Raw genomic sequence first — 25340 nt, forward strand, 5'->3', positions numbered from 1 at the left:
GCGCAGCTGCGCGTACCGGCCCCGCGACGCGGTGCGGCGGGTGCGGTGCGCGCCGGTGCCGCCGCCTGCCTTGCCCCCGCCCAGTCGGGCGCGAAGCGGGCCGAGTGTGTCGCCCGTCAGCAGCCCCGCCCAGACCAGGTCCCAGATGGCGGTGACCACCGCGCCGTCCGCCGGGGCAGCCTCGCCCGACTCGACGAGGCTGCGTCCGGCCTGGTCGGCGAGCTGCCGGAAGAACAACGCTCCGCCGCCGACGGGCGGGGCGTCGAGGTCGGGGAGACCGAGGGCGGCGAGCACCGCGCGGTGCAGGGGCGTGGCGGCGACGTCCGGCTCGGGTTCGGGCAGCAGCAGGTCGGCGACATCGGAGGGGGCGACGGCCAGCCAGCCGTCGCTACCGGCCAGGGTGCCGCAGCCTGTCCAGGTGACCTCGCCGGCCGCCGTCAGCTCGTCGAGCAGCGCAGGGGTGTAGCCCGGCAGCCGCGCGGGCAGGATGAGCGACTCCAGCGCGCTCGCGGGCAGCGGGGCCCCGGCGAGCTGCTCGACCACGCCGAGCACGTCCTCCGCGCCGGGTGCGCGGCGCATCCGGCCGCGCCGGGATCCCTCGGCGCCGGTCTGCACGCCCTGCCACGCGGGCAGGAACCGGCCGAGTGCCTGCTGCTCCACGGGCTCGACCTCGGCCCGCAGCCGCGCCAGCGACGCCCGCCGCAGCCGGCGCAGCACCTCGGCGTCGCAGTAGTCGGTGCCCTCGGCCGCTGGGCGCAGCTCACCGCGCACCAGCCGCCCGGACCCGACGAGCCGATCGAGGACGCCCGCAACCACGGCCACGCCGAGCCCGAAGCGGGAGGCGCAGGCGGCCGCCGGGAACGGGCCGTGGGTCCGGGCGTAGCGCAGCATGAGATCCCCGAGCGGGTCGGTGACCGGCTCGGTGAACGTCTCCGGCACCCCGACGGGCAGCGCCGCCCCGAGGGCGTCGCGCACGCGACCGGCGTCCTCGATAGGGAGCCAGCGCTCCTCACCCGCGATGCGGACGCGGATGGCCCGCCGCGCCGACTCGAGCCCGACCAGCCACTCCTGTCGGATGCCCCGCTGCGCGGCCTCGGCCGTGGTGAGGTCGCCAAGGAAGCGCAGCAGATCGGCCGCGCCCTCCGCGTCGCGGGCGTGGCGGTCCTCGGGGAGGCGCTGCAGCGACGCCTCGACCTCCGCGAGCACCTCCGGATCGAGCAGCTCGCGGATGGCCTCGGAGCCGAGCAGCTCGGCCAGCAGCGTGGAGTCGAGCGAGAGCGCGGCGGCCCGGCGCTCGGCCAGCGGCGCATCGGACTCGTAGAGGAACATCCCGATGTAGCCGAACAGCAGGCTGCGTGCGAACGGCGACGGCGACGGCGTGGCCACCTCGACCACGTGCACCTTCCGCGACTGCACGTCGGTCATCAGCTCGCGCAGCCCGGGCAGGTCGTAGACGTCCTGCACGCACTCGCGCATCGCCTCGAGCGTGACGGGGAACTGCTCGTAGCGCCCGGCCACGGCCAGGAGCTGCGCCGACTTCTGGCGCTGCTGCCACAGCGGGCTGCGCCGCTTGGGGTCGCGGCGGGGGAGCAGCAGCGACCGCGCCGCGCACTCGCGGAACCGCGACGCGTATAGCGACGACCCGCCCAGCTCGGCGACGACGATCTGCTCGACCTCGCCGGGATCGAGCAGCACGTCCTCGGCGGTGGGCACGACCTCGGCCCCGGCGTCGTCGACGGCGTCGGGCAGGCGCAGGACGATGCCGTCGTCGGCCGCGGCCGCGTGTACCTCCACCCCGCGCCGCTCGCGCATCCGCGCGGCGATGGCGAGCGCCCACGGCCCGTTGACCTGTGACCCGAACGGCGAGTGCACCACCAGCCGCCAGTCGCCCAGCTCGTCGCGGAAGCGCTCGACGAGGATCGTGCGGTCGCTCGGGACGTGGCGCGTGGCGTCGCGCTGCTCGTGCAGGTAGGCGAGCAGGTTGTCGGTGGCCCACGTGTCGAGGCCCGCCCCAGCCGCCCGCTCGCGCGCCGGCTCGTCGGCCAGCGCCGACATCTCCCGCACGAACGCCCCCACGGCGCGGCCCAGCTCCAGCGGGCGGCCGATCGACTCGCCCTTCCAGAACGGCATCCGCGCGGGCACCCCGGGCGCGGGGGTGACGATCACGCGGTCGTGGGTGATGTCCTCGATGCGCCAGCTGGACGTGCCGAGCAGGAACGTGTCGCCCACGCGCGACTCGTACACCATCTCCTCGTCCAGCTCACCCACGCGCGACCCGGCGCCGTCGGCCCCGCCGGGCGTCATGACCATGAACAGGCCGCGGTCGGGGATGGTGCCGCCGGAGGTGACCGCCAGCCGTTGCGCGCCGGGACGGCCCTGTAGCTGATCGGTGACGCGGTCCCACGTGATGCGCGCCCGCAGCTCGCCGAACTCCTCGGACGGGTAGCGGCCGGCGAGCATGTCGAGCACGGAGTTCAGCGCGGAGTCGGGCAGCGCGGCGAACGGCGCCGCCCGGCGCACGACGCGGGCGAGGTCGTCGTAGGACCACGGCTCCAGCGCCACCATCGCCACGATCTGCTGGGCGAGCACGTCGAGCGGGTTGCGCGGGTAGCGCATCGACTCGATCCGCCCGCCCGCCATGCGCTCGGCCACCACCGCGCAGGAGACGAGATCGCCCCGGTACTTGGGGAACACCACGCCCTTGGAGATGGCGCCGACCTGGTGCCCCGCGCGGCCCACCCGCTGCAGCCCCGACGCCACACTCGGCGGTGCCTCCACCTGTACGACGAGGTCGACCGCGCCCATGTCGATGCCCAGCTCAAGGCTGGACGTGGCCACCACGCAGGGCAGCAGGCCGGCCTTGAGCTCCTCCTCCACGAGCGTGCGCTGCTCGCGCGACATCGAGCCGTGGTGGGCCTTGGCCACGACCGGCGGCGCGCCGCCGCCGATGCCGGACTGCCCGATGGCCTCGGCCGGGAACGTGTCGATGCCCGCTCCGCCTGCGCTCCGCGGGGCGTCGAGCTCCTGGACCCCCTCGGCCTCCTCGGCCGCCAGCTCGTTGAGCCGGGAGGTCAGCCGCTCGGCGAGCCGTCGGGAGTTGGAGAACACGATGGTGGACCGGTGCTCGCGCACCAGCTCCAGCAGCCGCCGTTCCACCGCGGGCCAGATCGACGGCTTCTGCGCCGTGCCCGCGGCGGAGCCGATGACCTCCTCGTCGGAGCTGCCCGGCGCCGGCCGCTCGTCGAGCGCGGCGAGATCGGGCACGGGCACCTCGACGGAGACCTGGATGGTCTTCGGGATGGGCGGCTGCACGATCTCCACCGGGCGTGCGCCGGCCAGGAACGCGGACACCTCGTCGAGCGGCCGGACCGTGGCCGAGAGCCCGATGCGCTGGGCCGGCTTCTCGAGCAGCTCGTCGAGGCGCTCCAGCGACAGGGCCAGGTGCGCCCCCCGCTTGGTGCCGGCGACGGCGTGCACCTCGTCGAGGATGACCGTCTCCACGCCGCGCAGCGACTCCCTCGCAGCCGAGGTGAGGATGAGGAACAGCGACTCCGGGGTGGTGACCAGGACGTCCGGGGGCGTGCGGGCGAACTGGCGGCGCTCGTCGGCCGGGGTGTCGCCGGTGCGCATACCGACCGTGATGTCGGGGACCGGGAGACCCAGCCGCTGCGCGGCCTGCCGGATGCCGGTGAGCGGCGAGCGCAGGTTGCGCTGCACATCGACCGCCAGGGCCTTGAGCGGCGAGACGTAGAGGACCCGGCAGCGGTGCTTGGCCTCCGCCGGCGGGAGCTCGGCCGCCAGCCGGTCGAGCGCCCAGAGGAACGCGGCCAGCGTCTTGCCCGAGCCCGTGGGTGCCACGACCAGCGCATGCCTGCCGGCCTGGGCCGCGTTCCACGCGCCCTCCTGGGCGGGGGTGGGCGCGGCGAAGGCACCTGTGAACCAGTCACGGGTGGCTGGGGAGAAGCCTTCGAGCGCCGTCATGTCCTCCATGATGCGTCAGAGGTCCGACAGTTTGCCGTCGAAGTGTTTGCGCAGGCGCATACCGGGATACAGCACGGCATGCCCGATCTCATCCGCCTCATCCTCGACGACCACGAGCTCTTCCGGACCCGCTTCGAGGAGCTCTTCGCCCGTCGCTCCGACGTGCAGGCCGCCAACGAGATCTGGCTCGGTCTCGCCGCGCGGCTGGAGGTCCACGCCTCGGCGGAGGAGATGCACTTCTACCCGGCCCTGCTGCAGAACGTCGAGGGCAGCGAGGACGAGACGAAGGACGCCATCGGCGACCACGACGAGATCCGCCAGGGCATCCGTCGCGCCGCGGCCGCCGAGGTCGGCAGCGAGGAGTGGTGGGCCGGCATCCAGGACGCGCGGGACGCGAACGACGAGCACCTCGCCGAGGAGGAGCGCGACGACATCCCCGACTTCCTGCGTGTCGCGTCCGTCGAGTTCCGTCAGGAGCTCGGGACGAAGTACGAGCAGTACTTCGCGGAGCACCCGGGCGGTGCGGGGCTGTCCGGGAAGGACAAGGACCCCGACGCCTACGTCGAGCGCAACAGCTGAGCCCGGGCCGGGCAGAACCGGTCGCGGCGAACAGGCTGCGGCCAGGACCTCCCGGTGTGCCCGCCGCGCTAGCGCCGCCGCTGCTGCCACCACCAGCGCAGCAGCAGCACCAACGACGTGAGCAGCGCCAGCAGCACCACCACCTGGCCCAGCGGCGACGAGAACCCGGTGGGGTCCTGTGCGAGCGAAACGGACACCACGGACGCGAGGCTACGCCGCCCTCACCCGGCCCAGCGGGGTTCGGCGACCCCGAACGCCGGCGCGGGCTCCGGCCAGGTCAGCGCCCGGGCCCCGACCGTCCCCGGTGGCGTGGCCAGCGTCAGCAGGCCGTCGGGGGCGCTGATGTCGGTCAGGTACGGCGCCGGATCGACGTCCGGCACGTCGTCCGCCGCCGTACGGGAAACCGACTGCAGCCAGCCCGCGGTGCCGAGCAGCGAAAGGCGGGCGTGGTGCGTGCCGCCGTCCCGCCGCTGCCGGGCCAGCGCCAGCAGCGCCCCGGCAGCCCCGAGGTAGCCGGTGGCGTGGTCGAGCACCTGCGCGGGGAGCGCTCCCGGAGCCTCGGGCGTGCCCTCGGTCAGTGCGATGCCGGAGGCGGCCTGCACGATGCTGTCGAACCCGCGCCGCGCGCCCCACGGGCCGCGGTGCCCCCATGCCGACAGCGTGACCACCACGAGCCCGGGGTGCCGCTCGGCCAGGGCCTCGGGGGTGAGCCCGAAACGGTCGAGCGCGCCCGGCCGGTACCCCGTGACGACGACGTCGGAGCCGGCCAGCAGGTCCTCGAGGGTGTCGCGGTGCGCCGCGAGGTCGAGCAGCGCGCTGCGCTTGCCGGGCAGCATGTCCCAGTACTGCAGCGGGATCTCCGGACGGTCGGGCGCGTCGAGCCGCAGCACGTCGGCCCCGTGGGCGGCCAGCGTCCGGGTGGCCACCGGACCGGCGATCACACGGGTCAGGTCGAGCACCCGGGGCCTCCGCACGGGCCGGGCCGGAGCCGCGCCCAGCTCCCGGACCTCGACGAGCGGTGGCGGCGGTCCCGCCTCGGCCCGCCATTGCTCCTCCGTGCGGACGGCGGCCGCGATCCCACCCGCCTCGTGCACCGCCGTCTCCAGCTCGCGGGCCCTCTGTTCGGCGATCGCGGCCGGCGCCTCCTGTTCCGTGCATTCGAGGACACGCAGTGCGGCGGCGCCGTGCCAGGGGTAGTTCGCGTGCAGCCGGATCGTGCCGTCGGCGGTGCGGTGGAACGCCGACAACGGGTCGAACGGGTTGCCGGGTGACCGCCCGTCGCGCAGCAGGTGCCGCTCGCTGCGCAGCGCGATCGCGAGCTGTCGGGTGTCGACGGCGACCGGCGTGTCCGTGCCCGCGGTGGCGGCGAGCAGGCTCGCGCCGACGGCCGTGACGCCCGCGTCCGTGACCGGGAACGCCGAGGCCAGCGTCGCCGGCGGACCGGTGACGGTCAGCCGCCGCAGCTCGGCGGGTGCACCGCCGAGCGCGTCCCAGACGGCGGGGAGCAGGTCGGTCATCACCGCAGCGTGCCATTACCGTGGACAGGGTGCGACTGACCTACTTCCGCGACCTGATGGAGGGCGAGTTCGGCGCCGCACGGGCCGCCTCGGTGTCCCACGACCACGTGTTCGCCCAGCTCGGCGACCGCACGGTGGAGCAGGCGCTGAAGTTCGGCTACGACCCCAGGGAGATCTGGGCGGCCGTCTGCGAGGTCTACGACGTGCCCCCCGCGCGCCGCTGAGGCCCCGCCGACCGCCGGGCGCGGCACCGTAGACGTTCGGCGTGTCGGTACCGGTAGTCGAACAGGTGTTCGCTACGCTCCATCCACATCGCGGTCCGACTGTCCACAGCTGCCGACCGCGGCCGCAGATTGTCGGTGGTTTCCCCTACCGTCGTCATCAGCAGATCGAGACACGTGACCCTACAAAGGTGGAGACCGGCGATGACCGCACCCGACCGCACGAAGGCGCTGGAGCTCGCCCTCGCCCAGATCGAGAAGAACCACGGCAAGGGATCGGTGATGCGCCTCGGCGACGACACCCGTCCGCCCATCGGCGTCATCCCCACGGGTTCCATCGCCCTCGACGTCGCGCTCGGCGTGGGCGGCCTGCCCCGCGGCCGCGTCGTGGAGATCTACGGCCCGGAGTCCAGCGGTAAGACCACCGTCGCGCTGCACGCGGTGGCCAACGCGCAGGCCGCGGGCGGGATTGCCGCCTTCATCGATGCCGAGCACGCGCTCGACCCCGAGTACGCCAAGGCGCTCGGCGTCGACACCGACAACCTGCTCGTCTCGCAGCCCGACACCGGTGAGCAGGCGCTCGAGATCGCCGACATGCTGATCCGCTCCGGCGCGCTCGACATCATCGTCATCGACTCCGTGGCCGCGCTCGTGCCGCGCGCCGAGATCGAGGGCGAGATGGGCGACAGCCACGTCGGCCTGCAGGCCCGGCTCATGAGCCAGGCGCTGCGCAAGATCACCGGGGCGCTCAGCAACTCCGGCACCACGATGATCTTCATCAACCAGCTGCGCGAGAAGATCGGCGTCATGTTCGGCTCGCCGGAGACCACCACGGGCGGCAAGGCGCTCAAGTTCTACGCCTCGGTCCGGCTCGATATCCGCCGCATCGAGACGCTCAAGGACGGCTCCGACATGGTCGGCAACCGCACCCGCGTCAAGGTCGTCAAGAACAAGGTCGCGCCGCCGTTCAAGCAGGCCGAGTTCGACATCCTCTACGGCGTGGGCATCAGCCGGGAGGGCTCGCTGGTCGACGTGGGCGTCGAGCAGGGCATCGTCCGCAAGTCCGGCGCCTGGTACACCTACGAGGGCGACCAGATGGGCCAGGGCAAGGAGAACGCCCGCAAGTTCCTGCGCGAGAACCCGGACGTCGCTGCGGAGATCGAGAAGCGCATCAAGGAGAAGCTCGGTATCGGGGCCGTGCTCGACGCCGACGCCGAGCCGCTGCCGGCCCCGGTCGACTTCTGAGCATGGCGGACGACGCGGGGCCCTCCACCGAGTCGCTCAGCGGCGGGCCCCGCATCGCCCGCTTCGGCGATGCGGAAGATCCCCGGCCTGCCGACGAGGTCGATCACGGCCCCGCCCCCGTCGCCCGGTTCGGCGACGACTCGGGTCCCGCCGCCGAGGGCGCCTCCGGCGAGGACGGCGGCGACCAGGAGAGCGGCGGCGACGGAAGCGGGGCGGGCGACGGTCGATCCGGCGTTGAAGCAGCCGCCCCGGTCGCCCTGTTCGACCGGCTCGGTACCACCGAGGCGGATCGCGTCACGCCCGTCGAGCAGCTGACCGGGGGAGCCGACCGCGCGCCGTCCACGGTCGCCGACCTGGGTGCGGTCGGCTCGGATCGTGCGGACGGTGAGCTGGAGAGCTCGCCGTCGGTCACGGTCGCCGATCTCGCCGGCGCGCGGCGGCGACGTGCCGAGGGGACCGGCCGCGGACGTTCCACCACTTCCGGTGGACGCACGGCCGGCGTGCGACGCGGGCCCGGTGATCGGGGGCCTGGCACCGACCGTGCCCGCGACGCCGAGCGCTGGGAAGGCGGCCGGTCCGACGTCACGGCGCCGTCCGACGTCGACACGTCCGACCCCGACGACGGCCCCACCGAGCGCTCCCGCCGGGGCAGTGGTCGTGATCGCGCCGGTCGCGAGGGCGCCGGTCGCGAGGGCCGTGGCCGGGGCAGCCAGGGCGGCGGCTTCGGTCGCTCGCGTGGTGCGCCGGCGGAGCTGGATCCCGACGCCGACCCGATCGCGATGGCCCGCGAGGTCTGTCTGCGGCTGCTCACCGACCGGGCCCGCACCCGCCAGGAGCTCGCCCAGGCGCTGACGCGCAAGGGCCTGCCCGACGAGGCGGCCCACACCGTGCTGGAACGGTTCGACGAGGTCGGTCTCATCGACGACGCCGCGTTCGCCGGCCAGTGGGTGCGTTCCCGCCACCAGCACAAGGGCCTGGCCAAGCGGGCCATCGCGATGGAGCTGCGGCGCAAGGGCGTCGACGACGAGGTGGCGGGGGAGGCCCTCGCCGAGGTCGACACCGAGTCGGAGGAGCTCCGCGCGCGGGAACTGGTCGACCGCAAGCTCCGCACGGTCCCGGCCGACACCCCGGAGCAGCGGAAGAAGGCCGCCCAGCGGCTGGTGGGCATGCTCGCCCGCAAGGGCTACGGCGGCGGCATCGCCTACCGCGTGGTCCGGGAGGCCCTCGCCGCCCACGGCGCCGAGGCCGACGAGCTGGGCACCGACCCGCTCGACTGACCGCCCCGCCCCACCACGATCGCCATGCCCCGCCGCCGTCCTGCCGGTGGCGCGCTCCTCATCTCTTCTGGCGCCTGCTGCCTCCGTGCCAGTCCTGCTGCGCCCCGGCCTCGTCCTCGGTCACGCCCAGCGCGCGGAGCTGCGGCAGCTCCCGCAGGCTGCGCTTGAGCTCGGCGAAGCCGGGGAAGCGGGCGAGGCCCACCACGTGGTCCCAGAGCTCCACCGCCTGGTCGTCGCGGGGCAGGCGGCTGATCACCGGCCCGAAGAACGCCACGCCCTCCGGCGGCTCGAAGTGCAGGATCGGCGTGCCGACGTCCTTGCCCGTCAGCACGAGGGCCTCGTCGGTCTCGGCCTGGATCTGCGCGTCCCACGACGGGTCGTCCAGCGCGTCGGCGAGCTCGGCGGGCAGCCCGGCCCCGGCGAGCACCGGTTCGACGAACGCACGCGTGCCGCGGAGGCCGTGGCTGCCGGCGTCGTCGGGCACGGGCTCGCTGTCGAAGATCCGCGCGCCGAGCGCCGCGTACAGCGTGGCCACGGCCTCCGGGCCGAGCGTGGCCCGGGTGCGAGCTGCCACCCGCAGCAGCCGCAGGCCGGCGGTGTACCCGGCCTCGTACTCGGGCGGGAAGTGGGCGTCGTAGTCGATGTGGGCGTTGAGCAGGCGCAGCGAGATGAACCGCCAGTCGACGGTGTAGTCGCGCTGAGCCTGCACCTGGCGGACCCACTTGCTGGTCATCCAGGCGAACGGGCACACGGGGTCGAAGTAGAAGTGGATGTCGGCCACGGAGTGGACGCTAGTGCGGTTCGCTGCCGTTGTCCGGCCGCCGCAGCACCTGAACGTCGCCGGGGAAGCCGCCCGCGGCCGCGAGGTCCGAGAGAAACGTCAGCAGCGTGTCGCGGAAGGCCCGGACCGCCAGCGTCGGCGTGAGGTCGGCGCGGCGGGCCAGCGCCACGGTCCGGTACAGCGGCGGGGTCAGCACGGTGCGCCGCAGCCGGGGTCGTCCGGCGAACACCAGGTCGGGCACCACCGCCATCCCGGTGCCGGCCTCGACGAGCCGCAGCACGGCGTCCATCTCCCCGCCCTGCACGGCGAGGTGCGGCGTCACCCCGGCGTCGGCGAAGGCCTGCAGCGTGGACTCCCGCACGTCGTAGCCCTGTCGGGGCACGATCAGCGGTCGCCGGGCCAGCTCGCGCACGCCCATCGACCCCCGTGGGGCGGGCGAGCGCCCCGACGACGGCGACGCCACCGACAGGCGTTCGCGCAGCAGAGGGGTGGCGTGCAGGGCGGGGTCGACGCCCCCGGCGGGCACGATCACCATCGCCACGTCGATCTCCCCGCGCACGAGCGACCGCACGAGCGGCTGCGACCCGCTCTCGACGAGCTCCAGGCCGATGTCGGGATACTTCTCGTGAAACACGCGCAGGACGTCGGCGAGCACGCCGATGCACAGCGACGGGGTGGCGCCGACGCGGACGCGGCCGCTGCGCAGCCCCACGATGTCGGCGACGGCGACGCGGGCGCTCTCCATGTCGGCGAGCATTCGGCGGGCGAGCGGCAGGACGGCCTCACCGGCCGGCGTCAGCACGGGTCCGTCGCGCCCTCCGCGGTCGATCAGCGCGGCGCCCAGATCGTCCTCCAGGGCTCTGAGCTGCCGCGACAGCGTGGGCTGCGCCACTCCCACGGCATCGGCCGCACGGGTGAAGCTGCGCACATCGGCGACCGCGACGAAGTACGCGAGCTGCTGGAGCGTCATGTGAATAGCGTACGTCTATGGATCACGCCCAGCCCATGCATTGGACGCTCGTGTGGGCCGGTACTCATCCTTGCGGCCATGGTGACGGTCCAGCAGCGCCCGCGTGGCGCAGGCGTGCGGCGGTTGAGGAACACCTCGCTGCAGCTCAAGATCTTGATGGCGGTGACGGGCGCGATCGTCGTGCTCTACCTGCTCCTCCACATGATCGGCAATCTCAAGATCTTCCTGGGGCAGAACGCCCTCGACACCTACGCGGCGTTCCTGCGCACTATGGGTGAGCCCGCGCTGCCGTACTCGACGCTGCTGTGGATCATCCGCGTGGTCCTGACGGTGTCGATCGTGCTGCACATCGTCTCGGCGGTGATCCTGGCCCGCCGCGCCGCGCGCGCCCGCCCGGTGAAGTACGCGGCACGCCCCAAGACCGAAGGCTCGTACGCCGCGCGCACGATGCGCTGGGGCGGCGTGATCATCCTGCTGTTCATCGTGTGGCACATCCTGGACCTCACCACCGGCACGCTGAACCCGAACGGCGTCTCCGGCGCGGTCTACGACAACGTCGTGACCGACTTCGCCCCGAGCCGCTGGTACATCACGCTCCTCTACACGGTCGCGGTGATCGCGGTCGGCCTCCACCTGCGCCACGGCGTGTGGAGCGCCCTGCAGACGCTCGGCTACTCCAACGGGGCCCGGCAGCACGTGCTGCAGACGATCTCGTGGGTGTTCGCACTCGTGCTGACCGTCGGGTTCCTCTCCGTCCCGTTCGCCGTCACCTTCGGATTGGTGGGATAGCGCATGTACTCCGACTTCCGCGTAGGCGAGCCGGTCATCGACACAGCTGCACCCGATGGGCCCATCGAGAGCCGCTGGGAGCGTCGCCGCTTCGGCGTCAAGCTGGTCAACCCGGCGAACAAGCGCAAGATGAAGATCATCGTGGTGGGCACCGGCCTGGCCGGCGGCTCCGCGGCCGCCACCCTCGCCGAGGCCGGGTACCAGGTCGCGAGCTTCTGCTACCAGGACAGCCCGCGCCGCGCCCACTCCATCGCCGCGCAGGGCGGCATCAACGCCGCGAAGAACTACCGCAACGACGGCGACTCCGTGCAGCGGCTGTTCTACGACACGGTCAAGGGCGGCGACTTCCGCGCCCGCGAGTCGAACGTGCACCGCCTCGCCGAGGTCAGCGTGCAGATCATCGACCAGTGCGTGGCGCAGGGCGTGCCGTTCGCCCGCGAGTACGGCGGCCTGCTCGACAACCGCTCGTTCGGTGGCGTGCAGGTCTCCCGCACGTTCTACGCGAAGGGCCAGACCGGCCAGCAGCTGCTGCTGGGCGCCTACCAGGCCCTCGAGCGCCAGATCGACGCCGGCCGCGTCGAGATGCACTCCCGCCACGAGATGCTCGAGCTGGTCGTCGTCGACGGCCGCGCGCGCGGCATCGTCGCGCGCGACCTCGTCACCGGCGAGATCGAGACCCACCTCGCCGACGCCGTCGTGCTCGCCTCCGGCGGCTACGGCAACGTCTTCTACCTCTCCACGAACGCCAAGGGCTGCAACGTCACCGCGAGCTGGCGTGCGCACCGCAAGGGCGCGCTGTTCGCGAACCCGTGCTTCACCCAGATCCACCCGACGTGCATCCCGGTCTCCGGCGACCACCAGTCGAAGCTGACGCTGATGAGCGAGTCGCTCCGCAACGACGGCCGCATCTGGGTGCCCAAGGAGATGGGCGACATCCGCCCGCCGCAGGAGATCCCCGAGGACGAGCGCGACTACTTCCTCGAGCGGCAGTACCCGTCGTTCGGGAACCTGGTGCCCCGCGACATCGCGAGCCGCGCGGCCAAGGCCGTGTGCGACGCGAAGCGCGGCGTCGGCCCGTCGGGCCTGGGCGTCTACCTCGACTTCGCCGAGGTCATCCAGCGGACCGGCCGCGAGGCCGTGGCCGCGAAGTACGGGAACCTGTTCCAGATGTACCAGCGCATCACCGGCGAGGACCCCTACGAGGTGCCGATGCGCATCTTCCCCGCCGTCCACTACACGATGGGCGGGCTGTGGGTCGACTACGACCTGCAGAGCACCATCCCCGGCATGTTCGTGGTCGGCGAGGCCAACTTCTCCGACCACGGCGCCAACCGCCTCGGCGCGTCCGCGCTGATGCAGGGTCTGGCCGACGGCTACTTCGTGCTGCCGGTGACGATCGGCGACTACCTCGCCGGCGCCCACCTGCAGCCGGTGGACCCGGACGCGGCGGAGATCGCCGAGGCTCGCAAGCACGTCGACGACCGGATCGAGAAGCTGCTCTCGATCGACGGCACGCGCACCGTCGACTCGTTCCACCGCGAGCTGGGCCACATCATGTGGGACTACTGCGGCATGGAGCGCACCGAGGACGGCCTGCGCAAGGCCCTGGACCTCATCGCGGAGCTGCGCCGCGAGTTCTGGCGCACCGTGAAGGTGCCCGGGTCGGCAGCCACGCTCAACCAGTCGCTGGAGAAGGCGGGCCGCGTGGCCGACTTCCTCGAGCTCGGCGAGCTGATGTGCCTGGACGCGCTGCACCGCAAGGAGTCCTGCGGCGGTCACTTCCGGGCCGAGAGCCAGACCGAGGACCACGAGGCCAAGCGCGACGACGAGAACTTCGCGTACGCCGCTGCGTGGGAGTACTCGGGCCCGGGCGAGGCACCGGTCCTGCACAAGGAGGACCTGACCTTCGACTACGTCCACCCCAGCCAGCGCTCGTACAAGTAAGGAGCACAGACGATGAAGCTCACGCTCAAGGTCTGGCGCCAGAGCGCGCCGGGCGACAAGGGCAGGATGGTCGGCTACCAGGTCGACGACGCCGACGAGGACATGTCGTTCCTCGAGCTGCTCGACGTGCTCAACGAGAAGCTCATCCTCTCCGGCGACGAGCCCGTGGCGTTCGACCACGACTGCCGCGAGGGCATCTGCGGGGCCTGCTCGATGGTCATCAACGGCCATCCGCACGGGCCGCAGAAGGCCACCACGGCCTGCCAGCTGCACCTGCGCCACTTCCGCGACGGCGAGACGATCACGATCGAGCCGTGGCGCTCGGCGGCGTTCCCGGTGGTGAAGGACCTGGTGGTGGACCGGTCGTCGTTCGACCGGGTCATCCAGGCCGGCGGCTACGTCAGCGTCCCGACGGGCGCCGCTCCCGACGCCCACGCCACCCCGGTGCCCAAGGTCCACGCCGACCGCGCGTTCACCGCGGCCGCGTGCATCGGCTGCGGCGCGTGCGTCGCGGCGTGCCCGAACGGCTCGGCGTCGCTGTTCCTCGGCGCAAAGATCACCCACCTCGGGGAGCTGCCCCAGGGCCAGCCCGAGCGTGACAGCCGCGTGGTGCGGATGGTGGAGCAGCACGACGCCGAGGGATTCGGCGGCTGCACCAACACCGGAGCCTGCGCGGTGTCATGCCCCAAGGAGATCCCGCTCGACGTGATCTCGCAGCTCAACCACGACTACATCGCGGCGACGAGCGGCCGGCGCACCAGCGCCTGACTCGTTCTGCTTCACGAGAGCCCGCCTGGTGACGCCCGTCACGAGGCGGGCTTTTCGTGTGCCCCCGCACACCGGCCGTGGTCGAACCGTCGTACCCTCCGGATCACTTCGAACCCGTGATTCCCGAAACGAGGACCCAACGACGTGTCGTCCACCACAGACGCGTCCACCGGCCGTGCGCAGATCGCGGCCCGGACGCTCCGTACCGACCGGTGGTGGCTGCCACCGCTGCTCAACTTCGCCGGCCTCGCAGCGTGGGTCATCTACGCCACCGTGCGCGCCTTCATGCAGGCGGACTACTTCACCGCGGACCAGAACTACAGCTACCTGACGCCGTTCTACTCGCCGTGCTTCTCGGTGGGCTGCTACCCGGAGGCGTCGCACTTCGGGCAGTTCCTCCCGAACGTCTGGTGGCTGCCCTACGCGGCGGTCACCCTGCCGTTCCTGCTCCTGTTCCGGCTCACCTGCTATTACTACCGCAAGGCCTACTATCGGGCGTTCTGGCTCTCGCCGCCCGCGTGTGCGGTGGCCGAGCCGCACAAGAAGTACACGGGTGAGACGCGCTTCCCGCTGCTCGGGCAGAACCTGCACCGCTACTTCTTCTACATCGCCGCGCTGATCTCGCTGATCAACACCTACGACGCGGTGGACGCCTTCATCAACAAGGACGGCACCTTCGGGTTCGGCCTCGGCAACATCATCCTGGTGATCAACGTCGTGATGCTGTGGCTGTACACGGCGTCGTGCCACTCCTGCCGCAGCATCATCGGCGGGCGGCTGAACCACTTCTCCAAGCACCCGGTGCGCTACAAGCTCTGGGGCTGGGTGAGCCGGCTCAACGGCAAGCACATGCAACTCGCATGGACGACACTGGCGACACTGGCCATCACGGACTTCTACATCATGGCCGTCTCGGCCGGATGGTGGTCCGACCTGCGGATCGTGGGGTGAGCACGGTGACAACCGAGAGCAACGGGACCGAGACGATCGAGACGCACGAGTACGACGTCGTGGTGATCGGCGCAGGCGGCGCCGGTCTGCGCGCGGCCATCGAGGCCCGCAGCCAGGGCAAGCGCACGGCGATCATCTCGAAGTCGCTGTTCGGCAAGGCCCACACGGTGATGGCCGAGGGCGGTTGTGCCGCGGCCATGGGCAACGTCAACAGCAACGACAACTGGATGGTCCACTACCGCGACACCATGCGCGGCGGGAAGTTCCTCAACAACTGGCGGATGGCGGAGCTGCACGCCAAGGAGGCGCCCGACCGCGTCTGGGAGCTGGAGACCTACGGTGCGCTGTTCGACCGCACCAAGGACGGCAAGATCAGCCAGCGCAACTTCGGCGGCCACACCTACCCGCGGCTGGCGCACGTCGGTGACCGCACCGGCCTGGAGCTGATCCGCACCCTGCAGCAGAAGATCGTGTCGCTGCAGCAGGAGGACTTCAAGGCCACGGGCGACTACGAGGCCAACATCCGGGTCTTCCACGAGACCACGATCACCGAGCTGTTCAAGGCCGACGGGAAGATCGCCGGGGCGTTCGGCTACTACCGCAACACCGGCGGGTTCGTCCGCTTCGACGCCCCCGCGATCGTCCTGGCCACCGGCGGCATCGGCAAGAGCTACCAGGTGACGTCCAACTCCTGGGAGTACACCGGCGACGGGCACGCGCTGGCGCTGCGCGCGGGCGCCACCCTGATCAACATGGAGTTCCTGCAGTTCCACCCGACGGGCATGGTCTGGCCGCCGTCGGTGAAGGGGATCCTCGTCACCGAGTCCGTTCGCGGTGACGGCGGGATCCTCAAGAACTCCGAGGGCAAGCGGTTCATGTTCGACTACATCCCGGACGTGTTCAAGGAGCAGTACGCGACGACGCCCGAGGAGGGCGACCGCTGGTACACCGACCCGGACAACAACCGCCGCCCGCCGGAGCTGCTGCCGCGTGACGAGGTGGCCCGGGCGATCAACTCCGAGGTCAAGGCCGGGCGGGGCACGCCGCACGGCGGCGTCTACCTCGACATCGCCTCGCGGCTGAAGCCCGAGGAGATCCAGAAGCGCCTCCCGTCGATGTACCACCAGTTCAAGGAGCTGGCGGACGTCGACATCACCGCGGAGCCGATGGAGGTCGGCCCCACCTGTCACTACGTGATGGGCGGTGTAGAGGTCGACCCCGACACCGGGATGTCGATCGTCCCCGGTCTGTTCGCCGCGGGTGAGTGCTCGGGCGGCATGCACGGCTCCAACCGGCTCGGCGGCAACTCGCTGTCGGACCTGCTGGTCTTCGGCCGCCGCTGCGGCCTCTCGGCGTCGCGGTACGTGGACGCCACGGCTTCGCGTCCGGTGGTGGCACAGGAGGACATCGACACGGCCGTCGAGCGCGCGCTGCTGCCGTTCTCCAGCGCCGCCGAGGGCGGGGAGAACCCGTTCAAGGTGCAGCTGGAGCTGCAGAAGACGATGCACGAGCTGGTCGGCATCATCCGCAAGGCCGACGAGATGGAGATGGCGCTCAAGGCCCTTCAGGACATCGCCACCCGCACGCGCACCGTCAGCGTCACCGGCCACCGGGACTTCAACCCCGGCTGGCACCTCGCGCTCGACCTGCGCAATATGCTGCTGGTGTCGCTGTGCGTCGGCAAGGCGGCGCTGGAGCGCCAGGAGAGCCGCGGCGGCCACACGCGCGACGACTTCCCGGTGATGGACGCCGACTGGCGTCACGTCCTGCTGGTGCTCTCCGCACTGGGCGAGGACAACGTCGAGCTGGTGCGCAAGGAGCAGGTGCCGATGCGGCCCGAGCTGCTCGACCTGTTCGAGCTCGACGAGCTGAAGAAGTACTACACCGGCGAGGAGATCGGCGGTCACCGCGCCGACCAGGGGGAGAAGGCATGACGTACGACGCGCACTTCCGCGTCTGGCGGGGCGACTCCGAGAAGGGCGAGCTCGTCGACTACCCGGTGGAGGTGAACGAGGGCGAGGTCGTCCTGGACATCATCCACCGGTTGCAGCAGACCGAGGCCAACGACCTCGCCGTCCGGTGGAACTGCAAGGCCGGCAAGTGCGGCTCGTGCAGCATGGAGATCAACGGCAAGCCGCGGCTCGCGTGCATGACCCGGATGTCGACGTTCTCCGAGACCGAGGTCATCACCGTCACGCCGCTGCGGACGTTCCCGGTGATCCGGGACCTCGTCACCGACGTGTCGTTCAACTACACGAAGGCCCGCGAGATCCCGAGCTTCGCTCCACCGCCGGATCTGAAGCCGGGCGAGTACCGGATGGCCCAGGTCGACGTCGAGCGGAGCCAGGAGTTCCGCAAGTGCATCGAGTGCTACCTGTGCCAGAACACCTGCCACGTGGTGCGTGACCACGAGGAGAACAAGGAGAACTTCGCCGGCCCGCGCTACCTCATGCGGATCGCGGAGCTCGACATGCACCCCCTCGACGTCGCCGACCGGCAGAAGGAGGCGCAGGAGGAGCACGGGCTGGGCATGTGCAACATCACCAAGTGCTGCACCGAGGTCTGCCCCGAGCACATCAAGATCACCGACAACGCGCTGATCCCGATGAAGGAGCGCGTGGTCGACCGCAAGTACGACCCGCTGGTGTGGCTGGGCAACAAGATCTTCAAGCGCCCCGGCGCCTAGGATCGAGCAGGTTCGTCCAGAGCCCCCGTGACGTCGCGTCGCGGGGGCTCTGTGCATGGAGGAGGACTCGTGACCGTTGCCGTCGTCGGACCAGGCGCCGTGGGGATGACGCTCGCCGTCGGGCTGGCCGAGGCCGGGGAGGACGTCGTGCTGTGCGGCCGCGGGCGGGCGGGCTCCGACACCCTCGCCGTCACTCTCACCGAGGACGAGCACGGCACCCGCACGCAGCCGATGCGCTCCGCCGGCGACCCGTCGCAGGTGCGGCCCGTGGACTGGGTCGTGCTCGCCACCAAGATCCACCAGACGGAGTCGGCGTGGCCGTGGCTCGCCGCGCTGGCGGGGGAGGGCACGCGGGTCGTGGCCGCGCAGAACGGCGTGGACCACCGCGACCGGGTGCCCGCCGGGCTGCGCGACGCCGTGGCGCCGGCCTTGGTCTACATCAACGCGGAGCGCACCGGGCCGGGCGAGGTCAAGGCGCGGCGCACCGAGCGCGAGCTGGTGCTCCCCGACGACGACGCCGGGCACGCCGCGGCGGCGCTGTTCGGGCCGACGTGGATCCGCACCGAGGTGGCCCCGGACTTCCGGACGGCGGCCTGGCGCAAGCTGCTCACCAACGTGGCGGCCAACCCGATCACCGCGCTCACCGGGCGGCGGATCGAGGTGCTGCACGAGCCCGCCGTCGCGCAGCTGGCCCTCGACGTGCTGCGCGAGACGGTGGCGGTGGGCCGCGCCGAGGGCGCCGATCTCCCCGACGGCAGCGCCGAGGACACCCTGGCCTGGCTGCAGGCGCTGTCCGCGGGCTCCACCAGCTCGATGCTGCAGGACCGGGAGGCGAGCCGGCCGCTGGAGTACGACGGCCTGACCGGCGCGGTGGTGCGGCTGGCCGGGCAGTACGGCATCGACGTACCCGCCAACCGCACACTGCTGGCGCTGACCTCGGCGCTGGGCTGACTCCGCGGTGCGATCCGCTCAGCCGCCCAGCGAGCGCCGGATCTCCTCGAGCTTCGCCTTCGCGGCCTTCTCGCGCTCGGCCTCCTGCTCCTCGAGGGAGCGTCCCTGCGGGGTCTCGGCGGCGAGCTCGCCCATCCCTAGGCTCGTGGCGAAGCGGCCCTCGATCTTGTCGCGGACGTAGTCCAGGCTCGGCACGCCGTGTTCGTCGTAGTCCGGCGCGGGCGGCGGCTGGGGTGCCGACGGGGTGACGGCCGGGGTGGCCGGGTCGGGGACGATCTCGGCGTCGATGGTCTCGCCGCCGGATGCCGTGGGATCGGTCATACCGGTGATGGTCCCACCGACCCGGTGCGGTGGCCACGAACGTTGCTGGGGTGAGGACCCCGGTGAACGTCTGCGGCCACCGCACTGCATTCTCGGGGGCGTGAAGCCCGCCCAGGTCGTCGTCATCTACGACGTCTCCTGCCCCAACTGCTCGGAGATCGCCCGCGAGCTGCCCGACCTCGTGCGGGTGCCGGTGAAGGTCCGCTCGTGCCGCGACCCACAGCTGCCCGCGCTCTACCCGACGCTGCGCGCGTCGGTCCGGTCCTGCGCGACGCCGGCGGTCGGCACCGTCCGCCCCGACGGCACCGTGCGCTGGTGGCCCGGGCTGACCGGCGCGGTCGCGCTGCTCCCGCTGCTGCGTCTACGGAACGTGCGCGAGGCCGTCGGCATGCTCGTGTCGGCGTTCGGCACCACGCGTGCGCGGGACTAGCGTGGGGAGACGTGACGACCGCTCCCTTCGGTTCCTGGCCCACCCCGATCACGTCCGAGCTCGTCGTGGTCGCCGCGGTGCGCCTCGGGGAGCTGCACCTCGACGGGGACGACGTCGTGTGGGCCGAGGGCAGGCCCACCGAGGGCGGCCGCACGCAGCTCGTCCGGCGCTCCGCCGACGGCACCACCGCCGACCTGCTGCCCGACGGTGTCAACGCCCGCACCGGCGTCCACGAGTACGGGGGCGCGGCGTGGTGGGTGCGCGACGGCATCGTGTGGTTCGTCGACTGGGCCGATCAGCGCCTCTACCGGCTCGCCCCGGGCGGGCGGCCGGAGCCGCTCACGGCCGAACCCGGCACGCCCCGGGCCGACCGCTACGCCGACGGTGACGTCGCCCCTGACGGCGCCACCATCGTCTGTGTCCGCGAGCACCACGACGGGCCGTCGGCCACCGAGGTGCGCAACGAGATCGTCCGGATCGACGCGCACGCTCCGAGCACGCCCGAGGTGCTCGTCACCGGTTCCGACTTCGTCGCGGCGCCCCGCCTGAGCCCCGACGGCGGCACGCTCGCGTGGATCCGCTGGAACCACCCGTCCATGCCGTGGGACTCCACCGAGCTCGTGGTCCGCGACCTCGCCACCGGCGAGGAGACCGTCGTCGCGGGCGGGCCGGGCGAGTCGGTCACCGAGCCGCGCTGGCAGGCTGACGGCTCGCTGTGGTTCGTGAGCGACCGCACGGACTGGTGGAACCTCTACCGCTGGGTGCCCGACCACGACATCGAGCCGGTGGTCCGCATCGACGCCGAGATCGGCGTTCCCGCGTGGACGTTCGGTTCGGCGCGCTACGCCGTGCGTCCCGACGGGTCGGTGGTGTTCGCCCGGCGGCGTGACGGCTACGACGGGCTCGCGCTCCGGTCCGCCGACGGTGTGGTGACCGACCTCCCGCTGCCGTTCTCGGGCATCGCGGCGGTGCGCGCCGCGCCCGACGGCTCGGTGGTGCTGGTCGCGGGCACCCCCACGGAGGAGCCGGGTGTATATCGCCTCGACCCCGAGACCAGCGAGGTCACCACGGTGCGGCCGCCGCGGGACCTCGGCGTCGACCCGGGCTACCTGTCGGTGCCCGAGCACGTGAGCTTCCCGTCCGACAGTGCCGGCGGAGTCGGGGGCCGCCGCGCCCACGCGCTCTTCTACCCGCCGGCCAACCCCGACCGCACCGGCCCCGAGGGCGAGCTGCCCCCGCTGCTCGTGGTGATCCACGGCGGCCCCACGTCCGCGGCGATGCCGGTGCTGAGCACGTCGGTGCAGTACTGGACGAGCCGCGGCTTCGCCGTCGTCGACGTCAACTACGGCGGTTCGACGGGCTACGGGCGCGCGTTCCGCGAGGAGTTGCTCGGCACGTGGGGCATCGTCGACGTCGCCGACTGCCTGGCCGCCGCCCGCTGGCTGGCCGGGAACGGCCGCGTCGACGGGGCGCGGCTGGCCATCCGCGGGGGCTCGGCCGGCGGCTTCACCACCCTGGCCGCGCTGGCCCGCGACGACACCCCGTTCGCGGCGGGAGCCGACCACTTCGGTGTGGCGGACCTGGAGGCGCTGGCCGCCGACACGCACAAGTTCGAGAGTCGCTACCTCGACCGCCTCGTCGGCCCCTACCCGGCCGCGCGCGAGGTCTACGTGGAGCGCTCGCCGATCCGCCACGTCGACCGGCTCGCGAAGCCGCTGATCGTGCTGCAGGGCCGCGAGGACCCGGTCGTCCCGCCCAACCAGAGCGAGAAGATCGTGGACGCCCTGCGCTCGCGCAAGGTGCCGGTGGCCTACCTGCTCTTCGACGGGGAGCAGCACGGCTTCCGCCGTTCGGAGAACATCCGCCGGGCCCTGGACGCGGAGCTGAGCTTCTACGCCCAGGTGCTCGGCTTCGAACTGCCGGCGGGGGAGGGCATCGAGCCGGTGGTGGTGGAGAACCTGGCGCCCCGGCACGCCTCTCCGCCGTGACCTCAGATGTTCGTCAAGTCGGTCTCGGCGTCCGGTGTCGCGGTCGTGTCGGTCGGGCCGGTCTTCGCGCTGCGGCGGCTCCGCCGCTCGAGAAGGTTGGCGAGCGCGGAGAGCAACAGGCACATGGCGATGTAGATGACCGCGATGACGATGGCGACCTGCAGGATGGGGGACCCCAGCTGGCCCTGCCCACCCAGGAACCGGGCCTGGTAGAGCAGCTCCGGGTAGAGGATGAGGTAGCCCAGCGCGGTGTCCTTGAGCACCACCACGAGCTGGCTGACGATCGTCGGCAGCATCGCGCGCAGGGCCTGGGGCAGCAGCACGCTCGTCATCACCTGGGTCTTGCGCATGCCGAGCCCGTAGGCGGCTTCGCTCTGCCCGCGGGGCAGGGAGTCGACCCCGGCACGGAAGACCTCGGCCAGCACCGAGCCGTTGTAGAGCATGAGTCCCAGGACGACGGCCCAGAACGTGGAGATCTCGATCCCAAGGCTCTTGGACACGCCGAAGTACAGGATGAAGATCAGCACGAGCAGCGGCACGGCCCGGAAGAACTCGACGACCACGGTGGCAGGCCTGCTGATCCAGGTGTGGTTCGAGAGCCGTCCCGCGGCGAACACCGCGCCGAACAGCAGTGCGAGGACCGCCGCCACGGCGAACGCTGTGAGCGTGTTGAGCAGCGCGTCGAGCAGGAGCAGCTGGATGGCCTTGAACTCCAGGAACTCCCACTTGGCGCCGTCGAACTGCCCGGTGACGGCGAAGCGGTAGGCCACGAACCCGACGACGCCCAGCAGCACGAGCGTGCCGACGCCGCCGAGGCCGCGGTTGCGCCGCCGGGCCTTGGGCCCGGGCACGTCATACAGGACGGCGCTCATTTCGCCTCCGCGGAGAGAAGTACGTCCGCGGGACTCACCGTGCCACGCTCCAGCGCTTCTCGAGACGACGCTGCAGCAGCGTCAACGGCACGACCAGGATGAGGAAGAACAGCGCCACCCAGAACAGGCCGGTCAGAATGTCATAGCCGCGCTCGGAGAGGTTCTGGTAGATCCCGCCGGCCTCGAACACCGAGAAGCCCGCGGCGATCGTGGTGTTCTTCAGCAGGGCGATCTGGATGTTGGTCAGCGGCGGCACGACCGAGCGCACGGCCTGGGGCAGCACCACCGACGTCAGGGTCTGGGTGAAGCCGAAGCCCAGCGCCCGCGACGCCTCGGCCTGGCCGACCGGCACCGTGTTGATGCCCGACCGGGTCACCTCGCAGTTGAACGCCGACGTGTAGACGATCAGCGCGATGCAGGCGCGGGCGAAGAACGACAGGTCGAGGATCTCCAGGCGGGGGTAGGCGAACGCGAAGAAGAAGAAGATCAGGGTCAGTGGCGTGTTCCGGACGATGCTGACGTAGCCCGTCCCGAAGGCGCGCAGCACGGGCACCGGGCTGACCCGCATCGCCGCGAGCACCACACCACCGACCAGTGAGCCGACCGCCGCGATGAGGAACAGCTCGATGGTGCCGACGAAGGCTGCGCCGTACAGGTCGAGGTTGTCGAAGAGGACGTCCACCGTGGTCCCTTGGCTGGCTACGAGGGACGCCGGTGGCCCCGTGGAAGGGGGCCACCGTCGTCATGGGCGTCGGATCAGTAGCGCTGCAGCGCCGGCGGCGTGGCCGTCGAGCCGGACTTGCCGAGCGTGGCGTCGTAGATCTTCTGCCAGGTGCCGTCCTTCTCGGAGGCGTCGAGCAGGTCGTTGATCTTGCCGCGGAGCGCGGAGTCGTCCTTGTTCAGGCCGATGCCGTAGGGCTCGGACGAGAACGCGTCACCGACGAGCTTGAGCTGGTCGGGCTGCTGCGCGGCGTAGCCCTTGAGGATGGCGTCGTCGGTGGTGACGGCGTCGACCTGCTTGGACAGCAGCTGGTCCACGCACTGGCTGTAGGTCTGGAACTCCACGATGTCGGAGGCCCCGGTCAGGTTCTGGTCCTTGACCCGCTGGATCGGCGTGGACCCGGTGACCGAGCAGACCTTCTTGCCCTGCAGCGTGTCCTTGCCCGTGATCGCGGTCTCGTCCTTGCGCACCAGCAGGCCCTGGCCCGCCACGAAGTACGGCCCGGCGAACGAGACGAGCGTCTTGCGCTTGTCGTTGATCGTGTAGGTGCCGACGTAGTAGTCGACCTCGCCGCGGGAGATCGTGTCCTCGCGGGCGGCGGAGGGGATGGCCTTGTAGTCGATCTTGTCGTTGCCGTAGCCGAGGCCCGCGGCCACCATCTTGGCGATCTCGACGTCGAACCCGGAGCGCTCACCCGTGGTGGCGTCCTTGAAGCCGAGGCCCGGCTGGTCCTCCTTGACGCCGATCGTGACCCGGTCCTTGGCCTTGATCGCGTCGAAGGTGGTCGAGCCGGTGAGTGCGACGTCGGCGGCGACGGGGTAGGAGAGCGCGGCCGCGGCGTCACCGCCGGGGCCGGCGGGGCCGCCCTCCTTGCCGCAGGCGGCCACGGAGAGTGCGAGACTGCCTGCGAGCAGTCCCACCGCGAGCTTGCGGAACTTCATGGGGTCTCCCTCAATGGGTGAGGATCTTGCCGAGGAAGTCCTTGGCGCGATCGGAACGGGGGCTGGAGAAGAAGGCCTCGGGGGCGGCGTCCTCGACGATCTCGCCGTCGGCCATGAAGATGACGCGGTTCGCGGCGCGGCGCGCGAAGCCCATCTCGTGGGTGACCACGAGCATGGTCATGCCCTCCTTGGCCAGCGTGGTCATGACGTCGAGGACCTCGTTGACCATCTCGGGGTCGAGCGCCGAGGTGGGCTCGTCGAAGAGCATCACCTTCGGGTTCATGGCCAGCGCCCGCGCGATGGCCACGCGCTGCTGCTGCCCGCCCGAGAGCTGGGCGGGGTACTTGTCCTTCTGGTCGGCGATGCCGACCCGTTCGAGCAGGGCGAGCCCGGCCTTCTCGGCGTCGGCCTTCTTGGTGCCGCGGACCTTCATCGGTGCGAGCGTGACGTTGGCGAGGATCGTCTTGTGCGCGAACAGGTTGAAGCTCTGGAAAACCATGCCGACGTCGGCGCGGAGCCCCGCGAGCGCCTTGCCCTCGGCGGGGAGGGGCTCGCCGTCGATGGCGATCTCACCGCTGTCGATGGGCTCGAGGCGGTTGATGGTGCGGCACAGCGTGGACTTGCCGGATCCCGACGGACCCAGCACCACCACGACCTGGCCGGCCTCGACCTCGAGGTTGATGTCGCGCAGCACATGGAGGTCGCCGAAGTGCTTGTCGACAGACGTCATCCGAATCATGGGTGTTTCGGTCATTTGCGGCCTCCGGGCATATTGGGACGCTAGGGGGAATCCGACATCCGAGTCCAGTGTCTTGAGCGACCCACAGGGTTGCGATCAGATGACGGAAGGGGGACCGGTGCACATACTGCTGGTGGAAGACGTGTGCCGCGCCATACGTGAGGCGAGCGAGGTCCCGATCATCGTGGTCTCGGCCCGCGGGGTGGACGACCGCATCCTGGGCCTGCACTCCGGCGCCGACGACTACCTCGTCAAGCCCTACGGCATGGTCGTGGCGGGCGTCCACACCGTGTACCGGCCAGCCGCGTCGGGTCGTCGCCCGCGGTGGACGTCGTGCAGGTCGACGACGTCACGGTCGACCTGCAGCGCCACACGGTCATGGTCGGTATGGTCCTCGTCGGTGCGCTGGCTGGCGGCCTCGGCATCCCGCTCGCCCTGTCGGACGCGCAGGCCGCACAGCAGGAGATGTTCACCGACCGGCTGACCGGCCCCTCATGCGTGCATCCTGCCTGTCCCGTCCCGTTCGGTCGAGGCTGCCCGGGGGGCGAGGACGCCCAGGACGGGCCTACCCTTGGCCGGTGGCCCGCAGTTACACCGTCCGCACCTACGGGTGCCAGATGAACGTGCACGACTCCGAACGGATGGCCGGGCTCCTGGAGTCGGCGGGC

The 25340-nt window shown here is 71.6% G+C and carries 23 protein-coding genes; 13 read left to right on the forward strand and 10 right to left on the reverse strand.

Annotated features, from left to right (window positions below):
- Window positions 1-3990 (reverse strand): DEAD/DEAH box helicase (locus JWR81_RS20460; RefSeq protein WP_297655222.1); only part of this gene is annotated, 3990 nt, incomplete at its 3' end.
- A 69-nt stretch (window positions 3991-4059) separates the two neighbouring features.
- Here JWR81_RS20460 and JWR81_RS20465 point away from each other — a divergent pair.
- Window positions 4060-4560 carry a hemerythrin domain-containing protein gene (locus tag JWR81_RS20465; RefSeq protein WP_297655225.1) on the forward strand — a complete coding sequence of 167 codons (501 nt, stop codon included), beginning with the start codon at window positions 4060-4062 and terminating at the stop codon, window positions 4558-4560.
- 68 nt (window positions 4561-4628) lie between these two features.
- Here the strand turns inward: JWR81_RS20465 and JWR81_RS20470 are convergent, their stop codons facing one another.
- Both JWR81_RS20470 and JWR81_RS20475 read right to left on the reverse strand, forming a co-directional pair.
- Window positions 4629-4760, reverse strand: coding sequence for a hypothetical protein (locus JWR81_RS20470; RefSeq protein ID WP_297655228.1), 132 nt, complete (start codon window positions 4758-4760; stop codon window positions 4629-4631).
- Window positions 4761-4781: 21 nt separating this feature from the next.
- Window positions 4782-6077, reverse strand: a complete 1296-nt coding sequence (locus JWR81_RS20475; RefSeq protein ID WP_297655231.1) for a CoA transferase — start codon at window positions 6075-6077, stop codon at window positions 4782-4784.
- Between the two features lie 29 nt (window positions 6078-6106).
- Between JWR81_RS20475 and JWR81_RS20480 the strand changes: the two genes are divergently transcribed.
- The 3 genes from JWR81_RS20480 to JWR81_RS34445 all read left to right on the forward strand — a co-directional run bounded on the left by JWR81_RS20480 (window position 6107) and on the right by JWR81_RS34445 (window position 8820).
- Window positions 6107-6301: a DUF3046 domain-containing protein gene (locus JWR81_RS20480; protein ID WP_297655234.1), complete on the forward strand. Its 195-nt coding sequence runs from the start codon at window positions 6107-6109 to the stop codon at window positions 6299-6301.
- Window positions 6302-6502: 201 nt separating this feature from the next.
- A complete protein-coding gene (recA, locus tag JWR81_RS20485) occupies window positions 6503-7543 on the forward strand; it encodes a recombinase RecA (RefSeq protein WP_297655237.1) in 1041 nt (346 codons plus the stop codon).
- 2 nt (window positions 7544-7545) lie between these two features.
- Window positions 7546-8820, forward strand: a complete 1275-nt coding sequence (locus tag JWR81_RS34445; RefSeq protein ID WP_367278812.1) for a regulatory protein RecX — start codon at window positions 7546-7548, stop codon at window positions 8818-8820.
- 58 nt (window positions 8821-8878) lie between these two features.
- Here JWR81_RS34445 and JWR81_RS20495 read toward each other — a convergent pair whose 3' ends face one another.
- Together JWR81_RS20495 and JWR81_RS20500 are read right to left on the reverse strand one after the other, a co-directional pair.
- The gene (locus tag JWR81_RS20495; RefSeq protein ID WP_297655240.1) at window positions 8879-9601 is read right to left on the reverse strand and encodes a hypothetical protein; all 723 of its coding nucleotides are present in this window, start codon (window positions 9599-9601) and stop codon (window positions 8879-8881) included.
- Between the two features lie 10 nt (window positions 9602-9611).
- Complete coding sequence (locus JWR81_RS20500) at window positions 9612-10571, reverse strand: LysR substrate-binding domain-containing protein (protein WP_297655243.1); 960 nt, start codon at window positions 10569-10571, stop codon at window positions 9612-9614.
- 78 nt (window positions 10572-10649) lie between these two features.
- Here JWR81_RS20500 and JWR81_RS20505 point away from each other — a divergent pair, with 78 nt between their 5' ends.
- The 7 genes from JWR81_RS20505 to JWR81_RS20535 all read left to right on the forward strand — a co-directional run bounded on the left by JWR81_RS20505 (window position 10650) and on the right by JWR81_RS20535 (window position 18660).
- Window positions 10650-11360, forward strand: coding sequence for a succinate dehydrogenase cytochrome b subunit (locus JWR81_RS20505; protein ID WP_297655247.1), 711 nt, complete (start codon window positions 10650-10652; stop codon window positions 11358-11360).
- 3 nt (window positions 11361-11363) lie between these two features.
- Window positions 11364-13304, forward strand: coding sequence for a fumarate reductase/succinate dehydrogenase flavoprotein subunit (locus JWR81_RS20510; protein WP_297655250.1), 1941 nt, complete (start codon window positions 11364-11366; stop codon window positions 13302-13304).
- Window positions 13305-13316: 12 nt separating this feature from the next.
- Window positions 13317-14072 carry a succinate dehydrogenase/fumarate reductase iron-sulfur subunit gene (locus JWR81_RS20515; protein ID WP_297655253.1) on the forward strand — a complete coding sequence of 252 codons (756 nt, stop codon included), beginning with the start codon at window positions 13317-13319 and terminating at the stop codon, window positions 14070-14072.
- Between the two features lie 144 nt (window positions 14073-14216).
- Window positions 14217-15023, forward strand: coding sequence for a hypothetical protein (locus JWR81_RS20520; RefSeq protein WP_297655256.1), 807 nt, complete (start codon window positions 14217-14219; stop codon window positions 15021-15023).
- 5 nt (window positions 15024-15028) lie between these two features.
- Complete coding sequence (locus JWR81_RS20525) at window positions 15029-16957, forward strand: fumarate reductase/succinate dehydrogenase flavoprotein subunit (protein ID WP_297655286.1); 1929 nt, start codon at window positions 15029-15031, stop codon at window positions 16955-16957.
- Window positions 16954-17709: a succinate dehydrogenase/fumarate reductase iron-sulfur subunit gene (locus JWR81_RS20530; RefSeq protein ID WP_297655259.1), complete on the forward strand. Its 756-nt coding sequence runs from the start codon at window positions 16954-16956 to the stop codon at window positions 17707-17709. The genes JWR81_RS20525 and JWR81_RS20530 overlap by 4 nt, the downstream gene beginning before the upstream one ends.
- A 69-nt stretch (window positions 17710-17778) precedes the next feature.
- Window positions 17779-18660, forward strand: coding sequence for a 2-dehydropantoate 2-reductase (locus JWR81_RS20535; protein WP_297655262.1), 882 nt, complete (start codon window positions 17779-17781; stop codon window positions 18658-18660).
- An 18-nt stretch (window positions 18661-18678) separates the two neighbouring features.
- Here the strand turns inward: JWR81_RS20535 and JWR81_RS20540 are convergent, their stop codons facing one another.
- Window positions 18679-18981, reverse strand: a complete 303-nt coding sequence (locus tag JWR81_RS20540; protein WP_297655265.1) for a hypothetical protein — start codon at window positions 18979-18981, stop codon at window positions 18679-18681.
- A 100-nt stretch (window positions 18982-19081) separates the two neighbouring features.
- Here JWR81_RS20540 and JWR81_RS20545 point away from each other — a divergent pair, with 100 nt between their 5' ends.
- Together JWR81_RS20545 and JWR81_RS20550 are read left to right on the forward strand one after the other, a co-directional pair.
- The gene (locus tag JWR81_RS20545) at window positions 19082-19411 is read left to right on the forward strand and encodes a hypothetical protein (RefSeq protein ID WP_297655268.1); all 330 of its coding nucleotides are present in this window, start codon (window positions 19082-19084) and stop codon (window positions 19409-19411) included.
- 11 nt (window positions 19412-19422) lie between these two features.
- Window positions 19423-21399, forward strand: a complete 1977-nt coding sequence (locus tag JWR81_RS20550; RefSeq protein ID WP_297655271.1) for a S9 family peptidase — start codon at window positions 19423-19425, stop codon at window positions 21397-21399.
- Between the two features lie 2 nt (window positions 21400-21401).
- Here the strand turns inward: JWR81_RS20550 and JWR81_RS20555 are convergent, their stop codons facing one another.
- The 4 genes from JWR81_RS20555 to JWR81_RS20570 all read right to left on the reverse strand — a co-directional run bounded on the left by JWR81_RS20555 (window position 21402) and on the right by JWR81_RS20570 (window position 24672).
- Window positions 21402-22271 (reverse strand): amino acid ABC transporter permease, encoded by an 870-nt coding sequence (locus JWR81_RS20555; RefSeq protein WP_297655274.1) that lies wholly within the window; start codon window positions 22269-22271, stop codon window positions 21402-21404.
- A gap of 34 nt (window positions 22272-22305) precedes the next feature.
- Window positions 22306-22953: an amino acid ABC transporter permease gene (locus JWR81_RS20560; RefSeq protein ID WP_297655277.1), complete on the reverse strand. Its 648-nt coding sequence runs from the start codon at window positions 22951-22953 to the stop codon at window positions 22306-22308.
- A gap of 74 nt (window positions 22954-23027) precedes the next feature.
- Window positions 23028-23933: a glutamate ABC transporter substrate-binding protein gene (locus tag JWR81_RS20565; RefSeq protein WP_297655280.1), complete on the reverse strand. Its 906-nt coding sequence runs from the start codon at window positions 23931-23933 to the stop codon at window positions 23028-23030.
- Window positions 23934-23943: 10 nt separating this feature from the next.
- Entirely contained in the window at window positions 23944-24672 is a 729-nt protein-coding gene (locus tag JWR81_RS20570) for an amino acid ABC transporter ATP-binding protein (RefSeq protein ID WP_297655289.1), read from the reverse strand.
- Between the last annotated feature and the right edge of the window lie 668 nt (window positions 24673-25340).

The organism is Pseudonocardia sp. (genome assembly GCF_025965585.1).
GTDB lineage: Bacteria > Actinomycetota > Actinomycetes > Mycobacteriales > Pseudonocardiaceae > Pseudonocardia.

Coding starts and splice junctions, on each gene's coding strand:
- JWR81_RS20465 (WP_297655225.1), top strand. CDS start 4,060: ATGCCCGATCTCATCCGCCTCATCCTCGACGACCACGAGCTCTTCCGG.
- JWR81_RS20570 (WP_297655289.1), bottom strand. CDS start 24,672: ATGATTCGGATGACGTCTGTCGACAAGCACTTCGGCGACCTCCATGTG.
- JWR81_RS20475 (WP_297655231.1), bottom strand. CDS start 6,077: ATGACCGACCTGCTCCCCGCCGTCTGGGACGCGCTCGGCGGTGCACCC.
- JWR81_RS20540 (WP_297655265.1), bottom strand. CDS start 18,981: ATGACCGATCCCACGGCATCCGGCGGCGAGACCATCGACGCCGAGATC.
- JWR81_RS20530 (WP_297655259.1), top strand. CDS start 16,954: ATGACGTACGACGCGCACTTCCGCGTCTGGCGGGGCGACTCCGAGAAG.
- recA (WP_297655237.1), top strand. CDS start 6,503: ATGACCGCACCCGACCGCACGAAGGCGCTGGAGCTCGCCCTCGCCCAG.
- JWR81_RS20565 (WP_297655280.1), bottom strand. CDS start 23,933: ATGAAGTTCCGCAAGCTCGCGGTGGGACTGCTCGCAGGCAGTCTCGCA.
- JWR81_RS20510 (WP_297655250.1), top strand. CDS start 11,364: ATGTACTCCGACTTCCGCGTAGGCGAGCCGGTCATCGACACAGCTGCA.
- JWR81_RS20515 (WP_297655253.1), top strand. CDS start 13,317: ATGAAGCTCACGCTCAAGGTCTGGCGCCAGAGCGCGCCGGGCGACAAG.
- JWR81_RS20500 (WP_297655243.1), bottom strand. CDS start 10,571: ATGACGCTCCAGCAGCTCGCGTACTTCGTCGCGGTCGCCGATGTGCGC.
- JWR81_RS34445 (WP_367278812.1), top strand. CDS start 7,546: ATGGCGGACGACGCGGGGCCCTCCACCGAGTCGCTCAGCGGCGGGCCC.
- JWR81_RS20555 (WP_297655274.1), bottom strand. CDS start 22,271: ATGAGCGCCGTCCTGTATGACGTGCCCGGGCCCAAGGCCCGGCGGCGC.
- JWR81_RS20505 (WP_297655247.1), top strand. CDS start 10,650: ATGGTGACGGTCCAGCAGCGCCCGCGTGGCGCAGGCGTGCGGCGGTTG.